Annotated in this window: 12 protein-coding genes, 1 pseudogene and 1 riboswitch; of the genes and pseudogenes, 9 read left to right on the top strand and 4 right to left on the bottom strand. The window is 49.5% G+C overall.

The annotated features are described in order from the left end of the window. Positions 1 to 3 precede the first annotated feature (3 nt). Positions 4 to 405, bottom strand: a complete 402-nt coding sequence (locus A0126_RS07855) for a CoA-binding protein (RefSeq protein ID WP_088837166.1) — start codon at positions 403 to 405, stop codon at positions 4 to 6. Between the two features lie 431 nt (positions 406 to 836). Between A0126_RS07855 and A0126_RS07850 the strand changes: the two genes are divergently transcribed. The 7 genes from A0126_RS07850 to A0126_RS07820 all read left to right on the top strand — a co-directional run bounded on the left by A0126_RS07850 (position 837) and on the right by A0126_RS07820 (position 9743). Then, on the top strand, positions 837 to 1877 hold the full coding sequence (locus A0126_RS07850) for a tyrosine-type recombinase/integrase (RefSeq protein ID WP_239456895.1): 1041 nt from the start codon (positions 837 to 839) through the stop codon (positions 1875 to 1877). Between the two features lie 47 nt (positions 1878 to 1924). Beyond that, positions 1925 to 4525 carry a DEAD/DEAH box helicase gene (locus tag A0126_RS07845; protein ID WP_088837164.1) on the top strand — a complete coding sequence of 867 codons (2601 nt, stop codon included), beginning with the start codon at positions 1925 to 1927 and terminating at the stop codon, positions 4523 to 4525. A gap of 339 nt (positions 4526 to 4864) precedes the next feature. After that, on the top strand, positions 4865 to 5503 hold the full coding sequence (locus tag A0126_RS07840; protein ID WP_088837163.1) for a 50S ribosomal protein L25/general stress protein Ctc: 639 nt from the start codon (positions 4865 to 4867) through the stop codon (positions 5501 to 5503). Between the two features lie 89 nt (positions 5504 to 5592). Continuing rightward, positions 5593 to 5691, top strand: a riboswitch (TPP riboswitch). A gap of 99 nt (positions 5692 to 5790) precedes the next feature. Next, positions 5791 to 6369: an ECF transporter S component gene (locus A0126_RS07835; RefSeq protein ID WP_088837162.1), complete on the top strand. Its 579-nt coding sequence runs from the start codon at positions 5791 to 5793 to the stop codon at positions 6367 to 6369. Then, entirely contained in the window at positions 6366 to 7931 is a 1566-nt protein-coding gene (locus tag A0126_RS07830) for an ABC transporter ATP-binding protein (protein ID WP_239456894.1), read from the top strand. The genes A0126_RS07835 and A0126_RS07830 overlap by 4 nt, the downstream gene beginning before the upstream one ends. Continuing rightward, the gene (locus tag A0126_RS07825; RefSeq protein WP_088837161.1) at positions 7897 to 8622 is read left to right on the top strand and encodes an energy-coupling factor transporter transmembrane component T family protein; all 726 of its coding nucleotides are present in this window, start codon (positions 7897 to 7899) and stop codon (positions 8620 to 8622) included. Before A0126_RS07830 ends, A0126_RS07825 begins: the two co-directional genes overlap by 35 nt. A gap of 77 nt (positions 8623 to 8699) precedes the next feature. Continuing rightward, positions 8700 to 9743 (top strand): NAD(P)/FAD-dependent oxidoreductase, encoded by a 1044-nt coding sequence (locus A0126_RS07820; RefSeq protein ID WP_088837160.1) that lies wholly within the window; start codon positions 8700 to 8702, stop codon positions 9741 to 9743. A 531-nt stretch (positions 9744 to 10274) separates the two neighbouring features. Here A0126_RS07820 and A0126_RS07815 read toward each other — a convergent pair. Further along, positions 10275 to 11078: an alpha/beta fold hydrolase gene (locus tag A0126_RS07815; protein ID WP_088837159.1), complete on the bottom strand. Its 804-nt coding sequence runs from the start codon at positions 11076 to 11078 to the stop codon at positions 10275 to 10277. 201 nt (positions 11079 to 11279) lie between these two features. Here A0126_RS07815 and A0126_RS07810 point away from each other — a divergent pair, with 201 nt between their 5' ends. After that, complete coding sequence (locus A0126_RS07810) at positions 11280 to 12500, top strand: hypothetical protein (RefSeq protein WP_088837158.1); 1221 nt, start codon at positions 11280 to 11282, stop codon at positions 12498 to 12500. Positions 12501 to 12503: 3 nt separating this feature from the next. Then, positions 12504 to 13727, top strand: a complete 1224-nt coding sequence (locus tag A0126_RS07805) for a hypothetical protein (RefSeq protein WP_088837157.1) — start codon at positions 12504 to 12506, stop codon at positions 13725 to 13727. On the opposite strand, the gene A0126_RS07800 is transcribed toward A0126_RS07805, so the two are convergent. Then, the gene (locus A0126_RS07800; RefSeq protein ID WP_029330173.1) at positions 13728 to 13958 is read right to left on the bottom strand and encodes a hypothetical protein; all 231 of its coding nucleotides are present in this window, start codon (positions 13956 to 13958) and stop codon (positions 13728 to 13730) included. A gap of 194 nt (positions 13959 to 14152) precedes the next feature. Beyond that, a pseudogene (locus tag A0126_RS19510) lies at positions 14153 to 15214 on the bottom strand (IS1182 family transposase); the annotation flags it as partial.

Here is a 15214-nt window from a genome sequence, read left to right as displayed (position 1 = left end):
AAATCATAAGTATTGGTGTTCGATTTTGATGCATCGATTTTCGATATACGGGATTCCTGCCCCGAGCGCTAAACTTTCCGCTTCGACGCTCGACAGACCGAGCTGGTTCCAAATCATCCCGACGTCGCCATGGGCAACCGCTTCTTTTGCAGCGTCCGCTAAAAACTCGGAGCGACGGAACACGTCGACGATATCGATATGACCCGGGATGCTATCGACCGTCGGATAAACTTTTAATCCGTTCCATTCGTCAAGCGTCGGATTGACGGGAACGACCTCGTACCCGTGCTGCACAAGATAATCGGCGATCCAGTTCGCAGTTTTCCCGGAATCACTTGAAATCCCGACGACGGCAATCCGTTTCGCTTCTTTTAGTAATTGGCGTGCTTGTTGATCAGAAATCATTCATTTCTCCCCCTATACGTAATTGAGTCAATCTTCTTGTCTATACCCGAATCACTTTCGGTTAAGCCGTGTTTCTAAAAGTTTGCAACAATTCCGAGAAAAAACGAAAAACGATCTGTACGAAAATGAGACGACCAACCACCTGTCGAAGTCATGTTCGATGCAACTGAGAGCGAAATTGGTTTTCAAGAATATTTTTCTGAATTCATTCTATCAAGGTGACATAATACAATTATTGTTCTGTTTGACATAAGAAAATACACCTTTCGTTGATTTGCATCGAGTTGACCAGTCACCCGTTAGTCGGAAAGTCGATGCAACTGAGGGCTCCCTGTCTGACAATTTAACATTGCGTGAAATAACTATTTCACGCAAACTAGTGTACCGTCTACCAACGTTTGGTATAGTAAGGTCAGAGGGGGAATAGACTGATGAGTTTATTTAAAAATCTAGGAAAAACCGTTAAAACCGTCCAAATTCCGGCCCATACCGTTGATCTACCAGGCTATCACCGAATGCCGGAATTTATTCGCGATTACATCGACCACTTAGCTTCAAAAAACTTCTCAAAAGCAACAATGCGTCGGTATGTGTATGACTTTGATTCGTTTTTTAGTTTTGTCGCTGCCGCGTCAGGGCAGGATGTCCGGGCGATTGATATCACGCAAGAGGCATTTCTTGAGATTGACGGTGCGGGAATTGCGGCTTACGCCGAATACTTAGCCTTGACGAAGGGCAATGCGCCGAGCGTCATCAACCGGAAGTTGTCGGCGTTACAATCGTTATTTCGCCATTTGATCGACATCGGCGTCCTGTCGGAAAACCCGGTCGCAAAAATCAACCGTCCGAAACAAGCGAAACGCGATCCGGTCTACTTAACGAAACGTGAATGGGATGAATTGATTCAATTGTTGCCGTCGAACATTGAAATGAATCCGCGGGAGGCGGCGCATTATGAGCGTGACCGCGTCCGTGATGTGACGTTATTCCAGTTGCTCGGCTATAGCGGGATGCGTCTCAGCGAGATGACACAATTGACGTGGAACGATCTCGATTTTCATGAAGGAACGATTCGCGTGATTGGTAAAGGCAACAAGGAGCGGGTCATCCCACTTGCGCAACCGGCACGCGTCGCCCTCAGAAAGTACGCCGCCCATTATCAGTTGTCGATGCGTGGGAAAGATGCTGTATTCGAAAAACAAGGGAAACCGCTCAGCCCGCGGGCGGTCCAACATATATTAAAGCGGCATACCGATCGGTTACGACCGGTCTTACCGTTTTTGGAACGGAAACAAATCACACCACACAAGTTACGGCATACGTTTGCGACGCGTCTCGCGACAGGTGGCGTCGATGTCTTGACGATTCAGCAACTCCTTGGGCACGAGTCCGTCGCGACGACTCAAGTCTATGCCCATATCGGCGATCAGGAGAAAAAACGGGCGATTGAATTATTTGATGGTGAACGATAATAGTATTATGTCACCTTATAGTAACTTTATAGTAAAGGAGACCACAGATGAATTTTGGATTAAGTGAACGAAAAATCAAACAAATGTCAGATACCTATGCCTTTCGCCGCGGAAAACGGTATGTGACGGCAAAAAAAGTGACCTTACACAACTACACACCGGGTGACCTCTTCGTCGAGGCGGAAGTTGCCGGTGAAACACGTTTTCACGTCCACGTTCATCTCCGGGAAACGGGTGTTGACGCCGGATGCAACTGTCCCTCGCTCGCCATGGATGCCTCGTTTTGTGGGCATATCGTCGCAGTGCTGTTAGCCTTACAACAAATTCAAGCCTACGGGACGCCCGGACCGAATCGTCCGGCCATCACACCGTTTTCAGCGCAACCGACAATTGAAGATGCCGCAGCTGCAACCTATCTTGCGACATTGACACGCGAAAATAAAGCGCAGCTCCGGTTTGACGTCCGCGACGGCGGGATTGCACTCGAAAGCCTGACGACACAGCGCAGTTATCTCTTGTCCCTGCCCTACTTCGACCGTTTACTGAACGACCGCGACTGGTTACGGGAACGGGCGGACATCTGGATGAGCGCCGCTGTCCGGGGCCGACTCGTCAGCGGATCCCCTCGCGTCAAACTGGCTCTCGACCGGATCAATACCCGCCTGGAAGTCGTCGTCACGTTTGATTACGACGGCAAAACCGTCAACCCGTTGACTCCGACACGCTGGATCGGGCGTGACTTGTCGACGGAGCGGGCGGTGACGCGTTATTTGGAAGCGACAGGACTCTGCGCGGATCAAGCCCGTTATGTAGTAGAAGGAGAAAGTAATCACTACGTTGTCTTAAAAGGTTTACTTGACCCGATGGTTGCCCTCGGTCAACTCGAGTTATACGCGACGGCGAGCATCAAAACGGCATTGCTCCCCGGTCCATTCCATCCGAAAATTGAAGTCAACGTGACGAAGCGACTCGATTGGTTGACGTTCAAGTTTTCGATGGACGGGATTTCAGAACAAGAACTGTCGGCGGTCCTCGCGTCACTCGTGACGCAAAAGACGTACCACCGTTTACGTTCGGGACAATTGCTGTCGCTTGAAGACCGTGCCTTCACGCAAATCAAACGGCTGTTACAGGAAGTCGAAGCGACGGAACAGACGTTACTTGAAGCGGAATTGACCGTTCCTGCCGTGCCGAACTTGGCCCTGTTGACCCCGGCTGCCTTCTTGACGGTCCACAGTCAACTGAAGGAACGATTGCTCGAGATGAAAGCCGGAAAAACAGAGCGACTGGCGTTACCGGAACCGCTCGCGACACAACTTTTGCCGTATCAGCAAGACGGCGTCCGCTTCTTCAAGAGTCTTGCGGCACACGACTGTCATGGCATCTTAGCGGACGAGATGGGACTCGGCAAAACGATCCAAGCCATCGGTTATATCGAAACGCTCCCGAGTGCACGTGTCTTGATCGTCGCCCCGGCGTCACTCCTCTACAATTGGGCAGCAGAGCTGCACCGCTTTGCTCCGACACGCACCGTCCGTGTGCTCAGCGGGAGTCGTGCGTCGCGCTTACGACAGCTCGAAGACTTGCCGGACGACGTCATTCTCATCATCTCCTACCCGTCGCTCCGGCTCGACATCAAAAATCATCAAACGATCCATTACGATTGTATCTTTTTTGATGAAGCACAACATCTGAAGAATCCACGGTCGCAGACGACGGTCAGCTTAAAACAACTGTGGGCGACGCGGCGGTTTGCCTTGACGGGGACGCCGCTCGAAAACAAGACGCTTGATCTCTGGTCAATCTTTGACGTCGTCTTCCCGGCACTCTTGCCGGACCGGCAACGGTTTCTCGACTGGTCAGCACGGGACGTCCAACAATTCGTCGAACCGTTTTTGCTGCGCCGGACGAAAAAAGATGTTTTGCAACAGTTGCCGGCGAAACAAGTCGTCCATCAGTACACGGAACTGACGGCGGCACAGAAAAAACTCTATGCCGCCCACTTGGCAAAGTTACAGCTCGAGACGTTACAGCATCTCGATCAGTCAAAACCGGAAGAACGGATGAAGTTACTCGCCGGATTGACCCGGCTCCGGCAAATCTGTTGCGACCCCCGGTTGTTCGTCGAAAACTACCGCGGCCGGTCGGCGAAACGGGACCGGTTGCTCGCCTTGATTCAAGAAAAACGGGCAGCAGACAAACGGATCTTAATTTTTTCACAGTTTACAAAAATGCTCGATTTGATTCGGAACGACCTGCATGAGTTGCACCTCCCTCATTTCGAACTGCGCGGGGATACACCGATTGCGGAGCGTCTCGAACGCTGCGACCGTTTTAATGCAGGCGAAGTCGATCTGTTTTTGATTTCACTGAAGGCGGGCGGCACCGGACTGAACCTGGCGACGGCGGATACTGTCATCTTATATGACAGTTGGTGGAATCCGGCTGTCGAACAGCAAGCGGCTGACCGGGCACACCGGATGGGACAAACACAGACGGTCGAAGTCATTAAATTAATCACGAAAGGCACGATCGAAGAAAAAATCATCGAGCTGCAGGAACGGAAAGCGACACTCGTGACGGACATACTTGAACAACCGGCGTCACTTGCGTTATCGGTCGATGAGATGGTTCAATTGCTTGAATAAGAGGAAAGGCACCGATTTCTTAATAGGATGTAAACCGTTGCTGCTCTAGGGAGAACAGGTTTCTGGCTATCGTTTTTTCGCCGGTTGATGTTTAGCTTTTAATGTTACGGGGGTATAACTATCATAGCACCGCATCAGCGAGTTGCTTTTACAACCACATGTTTCTCAATATCAGCGTAATGACCTGGGAGAGAAATGCTAACCACTCACTTCGATCTTCATTTTTATGAAATCAATTTGAAATAGCATTCGATGCACCGTCTTGATCCGGAACGATTCGTTCCACTCCTTTCTTCATTACCTTTTGAGGGCTATACCAAATTCAAGGGGGAAATGAACATGTCAGTAACATTAAAAGTAGAAGAACGCGAAGTACGCCCACGCTCACTTAGAAAGCAATTACGTCATGAAGGAAAAGCTCTTGGTGTCGTGTATGGTTACAAAGTGGAAAGTACACCGATTGCCTTTGACGAAAAAGCATTGATCAAAGTCGTTCGCGAACATGGTGAGAATGCACTTGTTGCACTTCAAATCGGTGGTAAAAAAGTCAACACACTGATCAACAAACTCGATATGGATATCTTCACACCAACAATCAAGCACGTTGAATTCATCGCTGTTAAAATGGATGAAGAAACAGAAGTCGAAACAGATATCGTCCTCGTCGGCGAAGCGGCTGGTGCAAAACTTGGTGGATATCTTTCACAAACACTCTTTAAAGTAACAGTTGCAGCTACACCAGATAAATTACCGGAACGCGTCGAAGTCGATGTGACAAATCTTAACCTCGGTGATTCTCTATCGGTTTCGGATTTGCCGGAAGAAAAAGAATACCGTATCGTTACGGAAGGTGACATTCAAGTCGTTGCCGTCGTCGAATCGACACTTGAAGCGGATCTCGAAGAAGCAGATGCTGAAGAACCAGCTGAAGCGACAGAAGAAGTTTCTACTGAAGAACAAACGGAAGAAAAAGAATAATTTTTCTTACCCTCCCCTCGCGGAGGGTTTTTATCTGTATTGACAACTGTCGGTAGAGTCGGTACAGTAAATAGCGTACACACTATATGCACATCCACTAGGGGAGCCCATTGGCTGAGACGATTCACTTCGGACCCTTTGAACCTGATCTAGTTCATACTAGCGTAGGAAAGTGGAGCGGTAATTCGTTCAATTTTTCTGCATGTTTGCAGATTCAGCGACCGCTCTCTTTCATAGAGGGCGGTCTTTTTGTTTGTCTGGTGGTTGTGCCAAAGGGAGATAGGAACATGAACAGTTGGAAAATGAAAGAAATCATTGTCATGATGATGTTGTCGGTTGCTTGCGGGGTACTCTACTTAGGGTGGTCGACATTGTGGTTACCGATTTCCGCGATCTTCGGACCGGTCGGATCGAACTGGATGTTCGGGATTTGGGTCATCGCGAGTCCGCTTGTCGCCTACATCATTCAAAAGCCCGGGGCAGCACTGATTGCAGAAGTCGTCGCCGCGGCTGTCGAATTATTCACGGGGAGTCACTTCGGATTATCGGCCTTATTGATTGGTTTCGCTCAAGGAATCGGTGCCGAAATCGCTTTTGCCCTCTTCGGATACCGGAAGTTCAACACAATGACGTTAGTTCTATCCGGAATGTTCGCCGCAATCGGTAGTATGGTCTATAGTCTTGTCGTCAATGGTTTCGCCTACTATACGACGACGACACTTCTGTTGACGTTTTCCCTTCAACTCGTCAGCGGTGCATTGCTCGGTGGATTACTTGCGAAAGTCATCGTCGATGCGCTCGTCAAGACAGGGACGTTGAACGGTTATGCGATCGGGCGTAAGCGGCGGAAGCCGGATGCAGCATGATTCATTGTAACGACTTGTCTGTCCGCTATCCGGGGCAACATGACAACGTCCTGCACAAGGTGACGGTGACGCTACACGAAGGGGAAACGACGTTGCTCGTCGGACCGAGCGGCAGTGGGAAAACGACGTTTTTACATGTTCTCGCCGGTTTATTACCTGACGCGATCGAAGCCGATGTCAGCGGCCACTGCAAAACGAATGGGACGGTCGGAATCCTTTTTCAAAATCCGGACGACCAGTTCTGCATGCAGACCGTCGGAGCGGAAGTTGCCTTTAGTCTTGAAAATCGCTCAGTCGACCGCAGTCAGATGGATGACCGGGTTGACGCCGTACTGGCACGTGTCGGCCTTGATGTGCCGCTGACGACACCGATTATGCAACTGTCAGGAGGGATGAAACAACGACTCGCCCTCGCCTGCGTCCTAGCCCTTGAGCCGGATATTCTATTGCTTGACGAACCGACGGCGCAACTCGATCCGGCAGGACATCGGGTTTTGATGCAGCTGATTGAGGAACTCCATCACGACCGGACGTTGACGCTCGTTCTGATTGAACATCAGCTTGACCGCTGTGTGACGTTCAGTGACCGGGTGCTCGTCTTCGATCACGGTGGAACGATTTTACGTGATGGTCCGCCGCTTGATGTCTTCGGTCAGCATCGCGCTGAACTCGAACGACGCGGCATTGCAACACCGCTCCTCTACCCGTATGAACTGGAAACCGTGCCCCCCGCTTCTTCCCAGGCGGGGCGGTTACGAAAAGTGACTAACAACCGTCCTCCGGTTCGGCACGACACGACGTTCGCGCTGACGCGCACCGCGTTAGGACGCCGTAAGCAAGTGATTGTCGATAACCTGTCGCTTGCAACACACGCCGGAGAATGGATCATGGTCGTCGGATCGAACGGTGCCGGGAAAAGCACGTTGCTCGAAACACTGGCGAAATTGATTCCGGCGCAAGGCGGTACGGTCCGCTTGTTCGAAAAAGAACTGCGGACATGGAAAAGTCGGAGCTATTACCGACACGTCGGATTCGTCTTTCAACAGCCAGAGCTCCAATTTCTCAAGCAGACGGTCGAAGACGAGCTCGTAATCAGCATGGATGCACCGACGCCGGAGCGGATTGAAACGGCGTTGCAATCCTACCGGTTAACCCATGTCGCCCGTCAGTCGCCCCTCGCCCTGAGCATGGGTCAAAAGCGACGGCTCAGCGTCGCAACGATGTTGTTAGAACCAAAAGACGTCCTGTTACTCGATGAACCGACGTTCGGTCAAGATGCCGAGACGACAAGTCAACTCATCGAGATGTTCGAGCAGGCGCGATTAAACGGGACGACGCTGATCATGGTGACGCATGACATGGAGCTGGTCCACCAGTATGCCGACCGGGTCCTCGTCCTTGGTGACGGGCGACTTCAGTTCGACGGCACACCGGACACTTTGTTTAAAGACGAGACGTTACTCGAGCATAACCAACTCTCTCGTCCGTTATCGTATTTGTATCAGCAACTCGAGGAGGTGAAACGTCGTGCAGGAAAACGACTCCCCGCTCGCACGTATTAATCCGGCACTCAAGCTCGGTGCCCTCCTGTACGTGATGGTGCTCTTGATTGCGGCACCGACGTTACGCGAAACGATAGCCTTACTTTTACTCGCTGCGGTCGGATTGGGCTGCTCCGGTTGGTCACTGTTGACGCTCGCCAAACGGGTCTCCCCCTACCTCGTCTTGTTCTTGCTGACATTTTGGATGATGGCAGCCTTCGGAAAAGGCAGTACGGAAGTTTGGTCATTCGGTTGGTTTCGCGTCACGGAAGAAAGTATCGGTCATGCCTGGTTGATTGCACTGCGGATGCTCGCCTTCGTCTTCCTCAGTTTGACGTTCATCGCGACGACCGACCAAACCCGGTTCGTCATGAGCCTGATTCATCAGTGCCGCCTTCCGGACCGTCTCGCATACGGCTTTTTAGCAGGGATTCGTTTTATTCCGATCTTTCAGCAGGAAATAAGAACAATCCGTCAAGCACGGCGTGTCCGGCAACAGCACTCGATTTGGCCATGGCAGACGTTTTTCGCCATCAGTTTACCGCTTTTTACGAACAGTATCATCCGTTCGGAACAAATCGCGATTGCGATGGAAGCGCGTCGGTTTCAGGCCGAGCGGACGTATTATGTCCGTCCTGTCGTGACGCGTCACGATCAAGTGTTTTTTTGTCTCGTTTGTCTCGTGGCGAGCTTGCTTCGGATTGTCCTATGACATTCATTAGATTAACGCAGACGGATTCAGGGAATCATAGTTTCGGAAGCAGTTAATTTAAAGAAGTAGGTGAAGGTTTGAAACGAATCGTATTAGTCGGGGCAGGTCATGCCCATTTAGAATGTATCAAGGAAGGAACGCATCCGGATGTTGAATGGATCGTCATCAACCCGTCCCGTTACCAGTATTATTCAGGAATGTTCTCCGGTCTTGCGGACGGCACGTATCGACTCGAGGAGACCCGGGTCGATGTCAAAGCACTCTGTTCTCTTCACGGAAAGACATTGATGGAGGACCGTGTCACGCGAATCGATCCGCAAACGAAACAAGTTTTCTGTCAATCGGGTCAAATCATTCCCTATGATGTTGTATCGTGTAACATCGGTTCGAATGACTGGAATGTCTCAGATGCGACGTCACGCGTCACGATCAAGCCGAATTATCAAATCGATCAGGCGCTCCGTCAGTTTAAAGAGGCATCGTCGCCCGTCATCGTCGGGAGCGGTGCTGCTGCAATCGAGATGGCCGCCTCATTCCAATCGGACGGTTGTTCGGTCACACTCGTCCATGATGAACCGCTCCTCGCAGGACACCCGGCAGAAGCAAGCATCCTTGACCGGTTGGATACGCTGGGCGTGACACGCATCGTCGACCGGTTCCTCTCTCTTGATGAGCAAACCGTCCGGCTCCAGTCGGGTCAATCATTCAAAGCGGATGCCGTCCTGTTTTTAGGTGGCGCGTCAGCACTGGATCTGTTCAAGGCATCCGGCCTCTATTGTGACGACCGCGGATTTTTGCTCGTCCACGAGACGTTCCAGTCGCTAGAGGACCCTTCTCTGTTTGCCGTCGGCGACTGTGCGACGCTCGCCGCATATCCGAACACACCGAAGAACGGTGTAACCGCCGTCCGGCAAGCACCGGTCTTGCATGAGAACCTTCTTCGTTTCATCAATCAGGAACGTTTGCGGACGTTCCGGCCGCAAGCGCGTTACTTGACGATTCTTTCGATGGGACATCAGCAAGGGACCTTGCTTTACGGACGACACTATCAGACGAATCATTTGAGCTGGCGTTTGAAACAATGGATCGATCGCCGGTTCATCAAAAGTTATACAACATAAGAACTCGAATTTCGAATGAACTGGGTGTTCGGTTCAAGGCGGAACGTGCACTAAGGTGTCTGCATGTGGAACCTCCTAAAACAGAGAGGTATTCATTCCTCAATCTAGACACAAAAACAGCCATCACATACTTGCGATGGCTGTTTCAGACTGTAGACAACGTGCTATCAGGAAATCAAGCGTCTTTTTTCGTTACTTTCCTCGGGCGAGGCGCAAGCCGTTGCTCCTTGATCCTAACGGACAACGAGCAGGGTCTTGCCTGCCTCTGAAAGTGCGTTAAAAACGCACTTTTTCCCGTAGGAGTCAACGAAACGTGACGCTTTTTAGGGAATACCGTGAGATAAATCCAAATATGCAGACGGTTTAGAGCGTAATCTGTCTTGAATCGCTTAGAACTGCGAACGATTGCCGCTTTGAATACGAGGTGAGACAGGAAAGCGCATCTCGATATAGCATTTTCAGGCTTCATAACCGTTTAGCTACAGCTTTAACAGCCATCGCATACTTACGATGGCTGTTTCGTGTCTTTGATTATTTTAAGAAAGCAAGTAACGTGTCGTTGAATTTTTCGCGTTCATCGAGTACCGTCCCGTGCCCACTCTCTTCAAATGGTTCGATGCGTGAGTTCGGGATTCCTTTTTGCATCTCTTCCGCAAATTCAAACGGACAGACTTTATCTTTTTTGCCATGAATGATTAACGTCTCGACGTCAATCTGCGGCAATTCATTCCGTAAGTCTTCGTCGCGCAAGGCGATTGCCGATAAAATCGTGCCGTGAGAAGAGGCTGCGACACTTAAGTTGTGGAACCATTGTGTCAGCGGTTCTGAATGGTCTTGTTCAAAGAAGATTTTTCCGAATCCTTCAAGCATCGCCGGACGGTCTTTTCTCGTATCGGCAATCAAGTCATCGACTTCGTCTTTTGTCATCCCGTACGGGTACCCTTCCCGTTGCGTGAAGACCGGAGCTGCAGCACCCGCAAGAATCAATTTCGAGATTTTGCTCGATCCGTGGTTGAGCAGATAGCGTAACGCAATCCCGCCCCCCATTGAAAAGCCGAGTAACGCTGCGTCTTTCAGTTCGAGCTGCGTGATGACTTGATCGATGTCAGATGCCATCGTTGCATAATCATATCCGCTGGCTGGAGCATCCGATTTGCCATAGCCGCGGTAATCAACTCCGATGTAACGGTAGCCGGCGTCGAGCAAGGCATTCTTTTGATATTCGAACATGTTGTTATTCGCTGGCCATCCGTGTAACATGACGACCGGTTGTCCTGAACCGACATCTTCGACATAAATTTTAGTTCCGTCAACTGCTTGAATGAATGTACCCATTTGAATAACCCCCGTGTAGTAGTGAAATTCATGATGATTGAGTATTACCCGTTCTGATAGATTATTAACATCTTAAGGTTAAAGTGAAATGAAAAATAGATAAAATATGGAAAAATATATGGTAAAATAAGTAGAAAACGACGGGGAGGGATTGTCATTAAATCATGGTCACTGGCATTAGGACTGGCCTGCAGTCTCGTCTTGACCGGGTGCGGTCAAGAACGTTTATTGAAGCTTGAGTCCGTACCGGCGTACTGGTCAGTCGAACGTTTTACCGATCATCAATTCGTAGACGATGTATCGACGAAAGAGAAAAAACAATTGTTAAAAACGTGCAAGAATAAAAAGACGACGGCACTGCCCTCATCCTACCGGATCCTTAATACATATGAGATGTACTTTTCCTTAAAAACGCTTGAAATGTATGGAGCTCAAACCGAGGTCTTTTATCTCGCTGAAAAAGAAAACCTGTACCTCGCCTGCCGGTCGCGGGATACGCATCAATTAAAAATTCATCCGGTCGAAGCGAAAGACCATCCGTGGGTGAAGGTAGAACAAGGAACGGACAAAACGCCCTTGCAGACGCCGACATTTTTCCCGGTGACGGAAAAACAACGGACACGCCATGCGGATCAAAATCGTGAAGCGAAAACAGAGGGTGATTTCAGCCGTCGTCTCGCACCCTTCCATAACTTACATATGCCGATTGCAGGACAAATACTCGTCATCCTGACAGAGAACAACAAAGAGCACGTGCTCGTCGATGTCCCGACTTCGTTCATCAACCAGACGACAGACTTTTATTTGACGACGCGTCCGAGCGGGAACGGAGCAAATGCGACATATCATTCGATTACTTTCGAAAGTCCCGGTTGGTACCTGCAGGACCGGATCGTAATGACGACATATGATCAGGAAAAAGTCGACATGACGTATCATCCCTTACCGGAGACACTTACGGCGAACCAAACGATTCCGTATGTCACGTTACGCGCAAAAAATGACCTGGATGATATGGAAGAAAAAACGTTGTCCTTACGGTATCAGCCGGTCTATCAGAAGGTGAAGTTATTTGAAATGGATGATGAAGAACGCAATGACGGAATCAAAGGTTTCCTCCACCCGACGATCGAGTCCCTGCAAGAAGGCAACATCCGCAAAATTGGGATCATGCCGGATGAATTATCACTTGCCCTCGCGAACGAACTGAAACAGGTCACCCTCGAGCAACCGCAAGGAAATAAACCGTCGCTTCAGTATTTTACACTCGTCGACAAGGGGAAAACACAAACGTTCACCGTGTATTTAAAAAAGCGTGCCCAGAAAACAGATGTCTACCTGCAAGACACAACCTCGAAAAAAGGTACAAAATTGTCAGGTGAGCTGGCTGCACAGCTCGCGGAACAGATTGAGGGGGAATGAGATATGCGCATACGGTTCGTGTTGGCCCTCTGCCTCGTATTCTTAAGTGGCTGTGCTGAAGATCCGGAACCGGTTCAGTTCAGCTATGTACCGGACCTTTACGATACGTTAAACGTCAGCGACTTTAAAAGTGCCGATCCGAAACTGGGGAGCCTGATTCAAGAAGTCTGTCATCAGAAAAAGGTCAAGCCACCAAAACAGTATACGGTGGGTGACCATTATTACGTCTCGCTCGTCAACATCGGACTGTTCATCGAAGGCATGCGGGCGACGTACATCGAGTCGGACGGTCAACCATACCTTTATTGTGAAGATATGCGGCATCTGCCGACGTTCCATTCGCTAACGAAAAAACAAAATTCGTTTTCAACTTCAGCCTTGACGAAACCGGTGAAAAAGATCGAAATCAAGACCATTGATCCGAAAAATCGTCAACTGTACAGCCATCTGGTCGATCACGTTCGCAAGTCGCAAATGCAGTTGACACTTCCGACGACGGGATACCTCGTCATCCGGGCGACGAATGATCAGACGAAAGAAACAACCGTCACGAATGTGATGGAATTGACGCCGTTTGCTCACGGGATACCGCACTTCGTATTTATTGATAAGACGTACATGGACGACCGACATCAGATTCGTCCGCACCTGCTGACGGATGGGATCAATCTTCTTTTTGAAGCGCCGATTATCGAGGCGGAAAAACCAGTCAAGGTACGCTTTACACCGGCAGAACCGAACAGTCGGGGTGAGTATGGATTGCTACAGGTAACAACGACATCAGGAGAACGGTCGCGCTATACGTTGACCGTCAGACAGGAGTCCGAGCTACCGCCAGGCATCAAGCTGCTACCGGATGACGACGACAGTTCGGAGTCCCCCCGCCATGCCGTTTTTCATGACCGTCCGTTTCCAAAGGTCGACTACACACAAAAAACGCCATATGACGAATTGAGCGAGCAGGAATTCCTGATGACATCCGTCGAGGAAATGAAGACGTTGACAGGATTGATCAAGCAAAGTCAGGTCGCGGAGAAAAAGGGAAAACTCGCAGAGCGGTCCTATTTGACGCTCTTCAACGGAGATCAAGCACAACAGTATCGGATTTATCTCGATCGACGTGTCAAAAAGACGGATATCTACCTTGAAGACCGGACGCGGAAAATCAGCTTTAAATTGACGCCGGAAGCACGGGACTTACTGCTCGATTCCTATCAGATCAACTGATTAGAATAAAAAATGCTGGGTGACATAAATGAGACAACATACGAGGATGAAGACAATGCCTTCTTGCAACCATTCTGCACGGGACAGCGGTTCCCGCAAAAACGAGGCACAACCGATCAGGATGGCAAAGAAATAAAGATAGACGAATCCACCTGACAGTAAAAAACCGAGAATCAATACCATGCCGAATACTACGGTCATACCGGATACAATCAGTTTCCGTCGCGTCATGCTGTCTCACCTCTGTTGTCCGTTTTAACTCTTTTACCCATTTCTGCGAAAGAACATGTAAAATGCCTGACATCCGAAGAACGGGTGTCAGGCATTTCAGACTGTAGACAAACCCTCATATCCACTTGGAAATGAGGGTTTGTCTTATGTATGCGTAAAAAATATGACACTCCATTAGGATTCCGACTGGAATCCCATGACCAATTGGCCAATTTTTTGAGGTTCAGGGCAGCAAAAGTGAGCATGGTCTGCATCGTTACTTTTTTTAACCCGCGGTAGCGAGTCCAACGCATGCCATGCTTTTCTTTCGCGTCCGCAAAGACACGTTCGATTGTCTCTTTTCGTCGGGCATACAGCTGCCTATTAACCGGTGTGTGGCGAAGGCGCTCGACTTCGTCGATTGCATCTTGCCAGACATGCCGATGAATCACTTTCTGCATCGTCTGACTTTTCGTACACCGTTCTAGAAATGGACAAGTTTCACAGATTTTTGGATCTGATACGTACTCCCGTCTCCCTTCCCGTGTAGTTGTTCGATAGACAAGCTGCTGATTATTTTCACAGAGATAGCAGTCGTAATACGCATCATTATAAAAGGCATTCGTTTTGAACATACCTTTCACCCCTTTGGGGCGAGTGTAGGGGAAGACTGGCAAAATACGCTGTCTGAGAAGTAAATGTACGATGGGGGCGGTTTTATAGGCGGAGTCTGCGACGACTGCAAACGGGACGGTAAAACGGTGGATGATGAGCTCGAGCAAGGGATTTAAAATGATACTATCGTGAATATTACCTGGTGTGACAATTGTCCCGAGGACAAAACCATTCCGATCACATGCTGTATGAAAGGAATAGGCGAATTGCTTTTCACGCTCCCCCTTCACGTAATATCCTGACTCAGAATCCGTGGTACTCTCCTTCGTCAAACGTCGATCATTCTCGTCCTTCTTCTTGGGGGTAAAACGCTTTTATCCGTGCGCCTCACGATCATCATTGATTTCTTGTTCCAGTTCATCTTGATAAAAACGTGCTGCACGACGAACATGTTTCTTTTTATATTTCCGCTTATTCGCATTTGCTTTGACGTGTGTCGAATCGATAATCAGGACCACTGGGTCCACGAATCCAGCATCGACGCCTTGGGTCAGAATTTTGTAGAAGATATCTTCAAAAATCGTCGTGTCTTGGAAGCGTCGGACATAGTTTTTTCCGAAGGTTGAAAAATGAGGAACCTTTTCATCCAATCCAAGTCCTAG

The organism is Exiguobacterium sp. N4-1P, from assembly GCF_002214325.1.
This window is presented reverse-complemented; position numbering and strand designations above follow the sequence as displayed.

What these genes read in the sequence shown, in the direction of transcription:
- A0126_RS07855 (WP_088837166.1), bottom strand. Translation starts at nt 405, where the DNA reads ATGATTTCTGATCAACAAGCACGCCAATTACTAAAAGAAGCGAAACGG.
- A0126_RS07850 (WP_239456895.1), top strand. Translation starts at nt 837, where the DNA reads ATGAGTTTATTTAAAAATCTAGGAAAAACCGTTAAAACCGTCCAAATT.
- A0126_RS07845 (WP_088837164.1), top strand. Translation starts at nt 1,925, where the DNA reads ATGAATTTTGGATTAAGTGAACGAAAAATCAAACAAATGTCAGATACC.
- A0126_RS07840 (WP_088837163.1), top strand. Translation starts at nt 4,865, where the DNA reads ATGTCAGTAACATTAAAAGTAGAAGAACGCGAAGTACGCCCACGCTCA.
- A0126_RS07835 (WP_088837162.1), top strand. Translation starts at nt 5,791, where the DNA reads ATGAACAGTTGGAAAATGAAAGAAATCATTGTCATGATGATGTTGTCG.
- A0126_RS07830 (WP_239456894.1), top strand. Translation starts at nt 6,366, where the DNA reads ATGATTCATTGTAACGACTTGTCTGTCCGCTATCCGGGGCAACATGAC.
- A0126_RS07815 (WP_088837159.1), bottom strand. Translation starts at nt 11,078, where the DNA reads ATGGGTACATTCATTCAAGCAGTTGACGGAACTAAAATTTATGTCGAA.
- A0126_RS07805 (WP_088837157.1), top strand. Translation starts at nt 12,504, where the DNA reads ATGCGCATACGGTTCGTGTTGGCCCTCTGCCTCGTATTCTTAAGTGGC.
- A0126_RS07800 (WP_029330173.1), bottom strand. Translation starts at nt 13,958, where the DNA reads ATGACGCGACGGAAACTGATTGTATCCGGTATGACCGTAGTATTCGGC.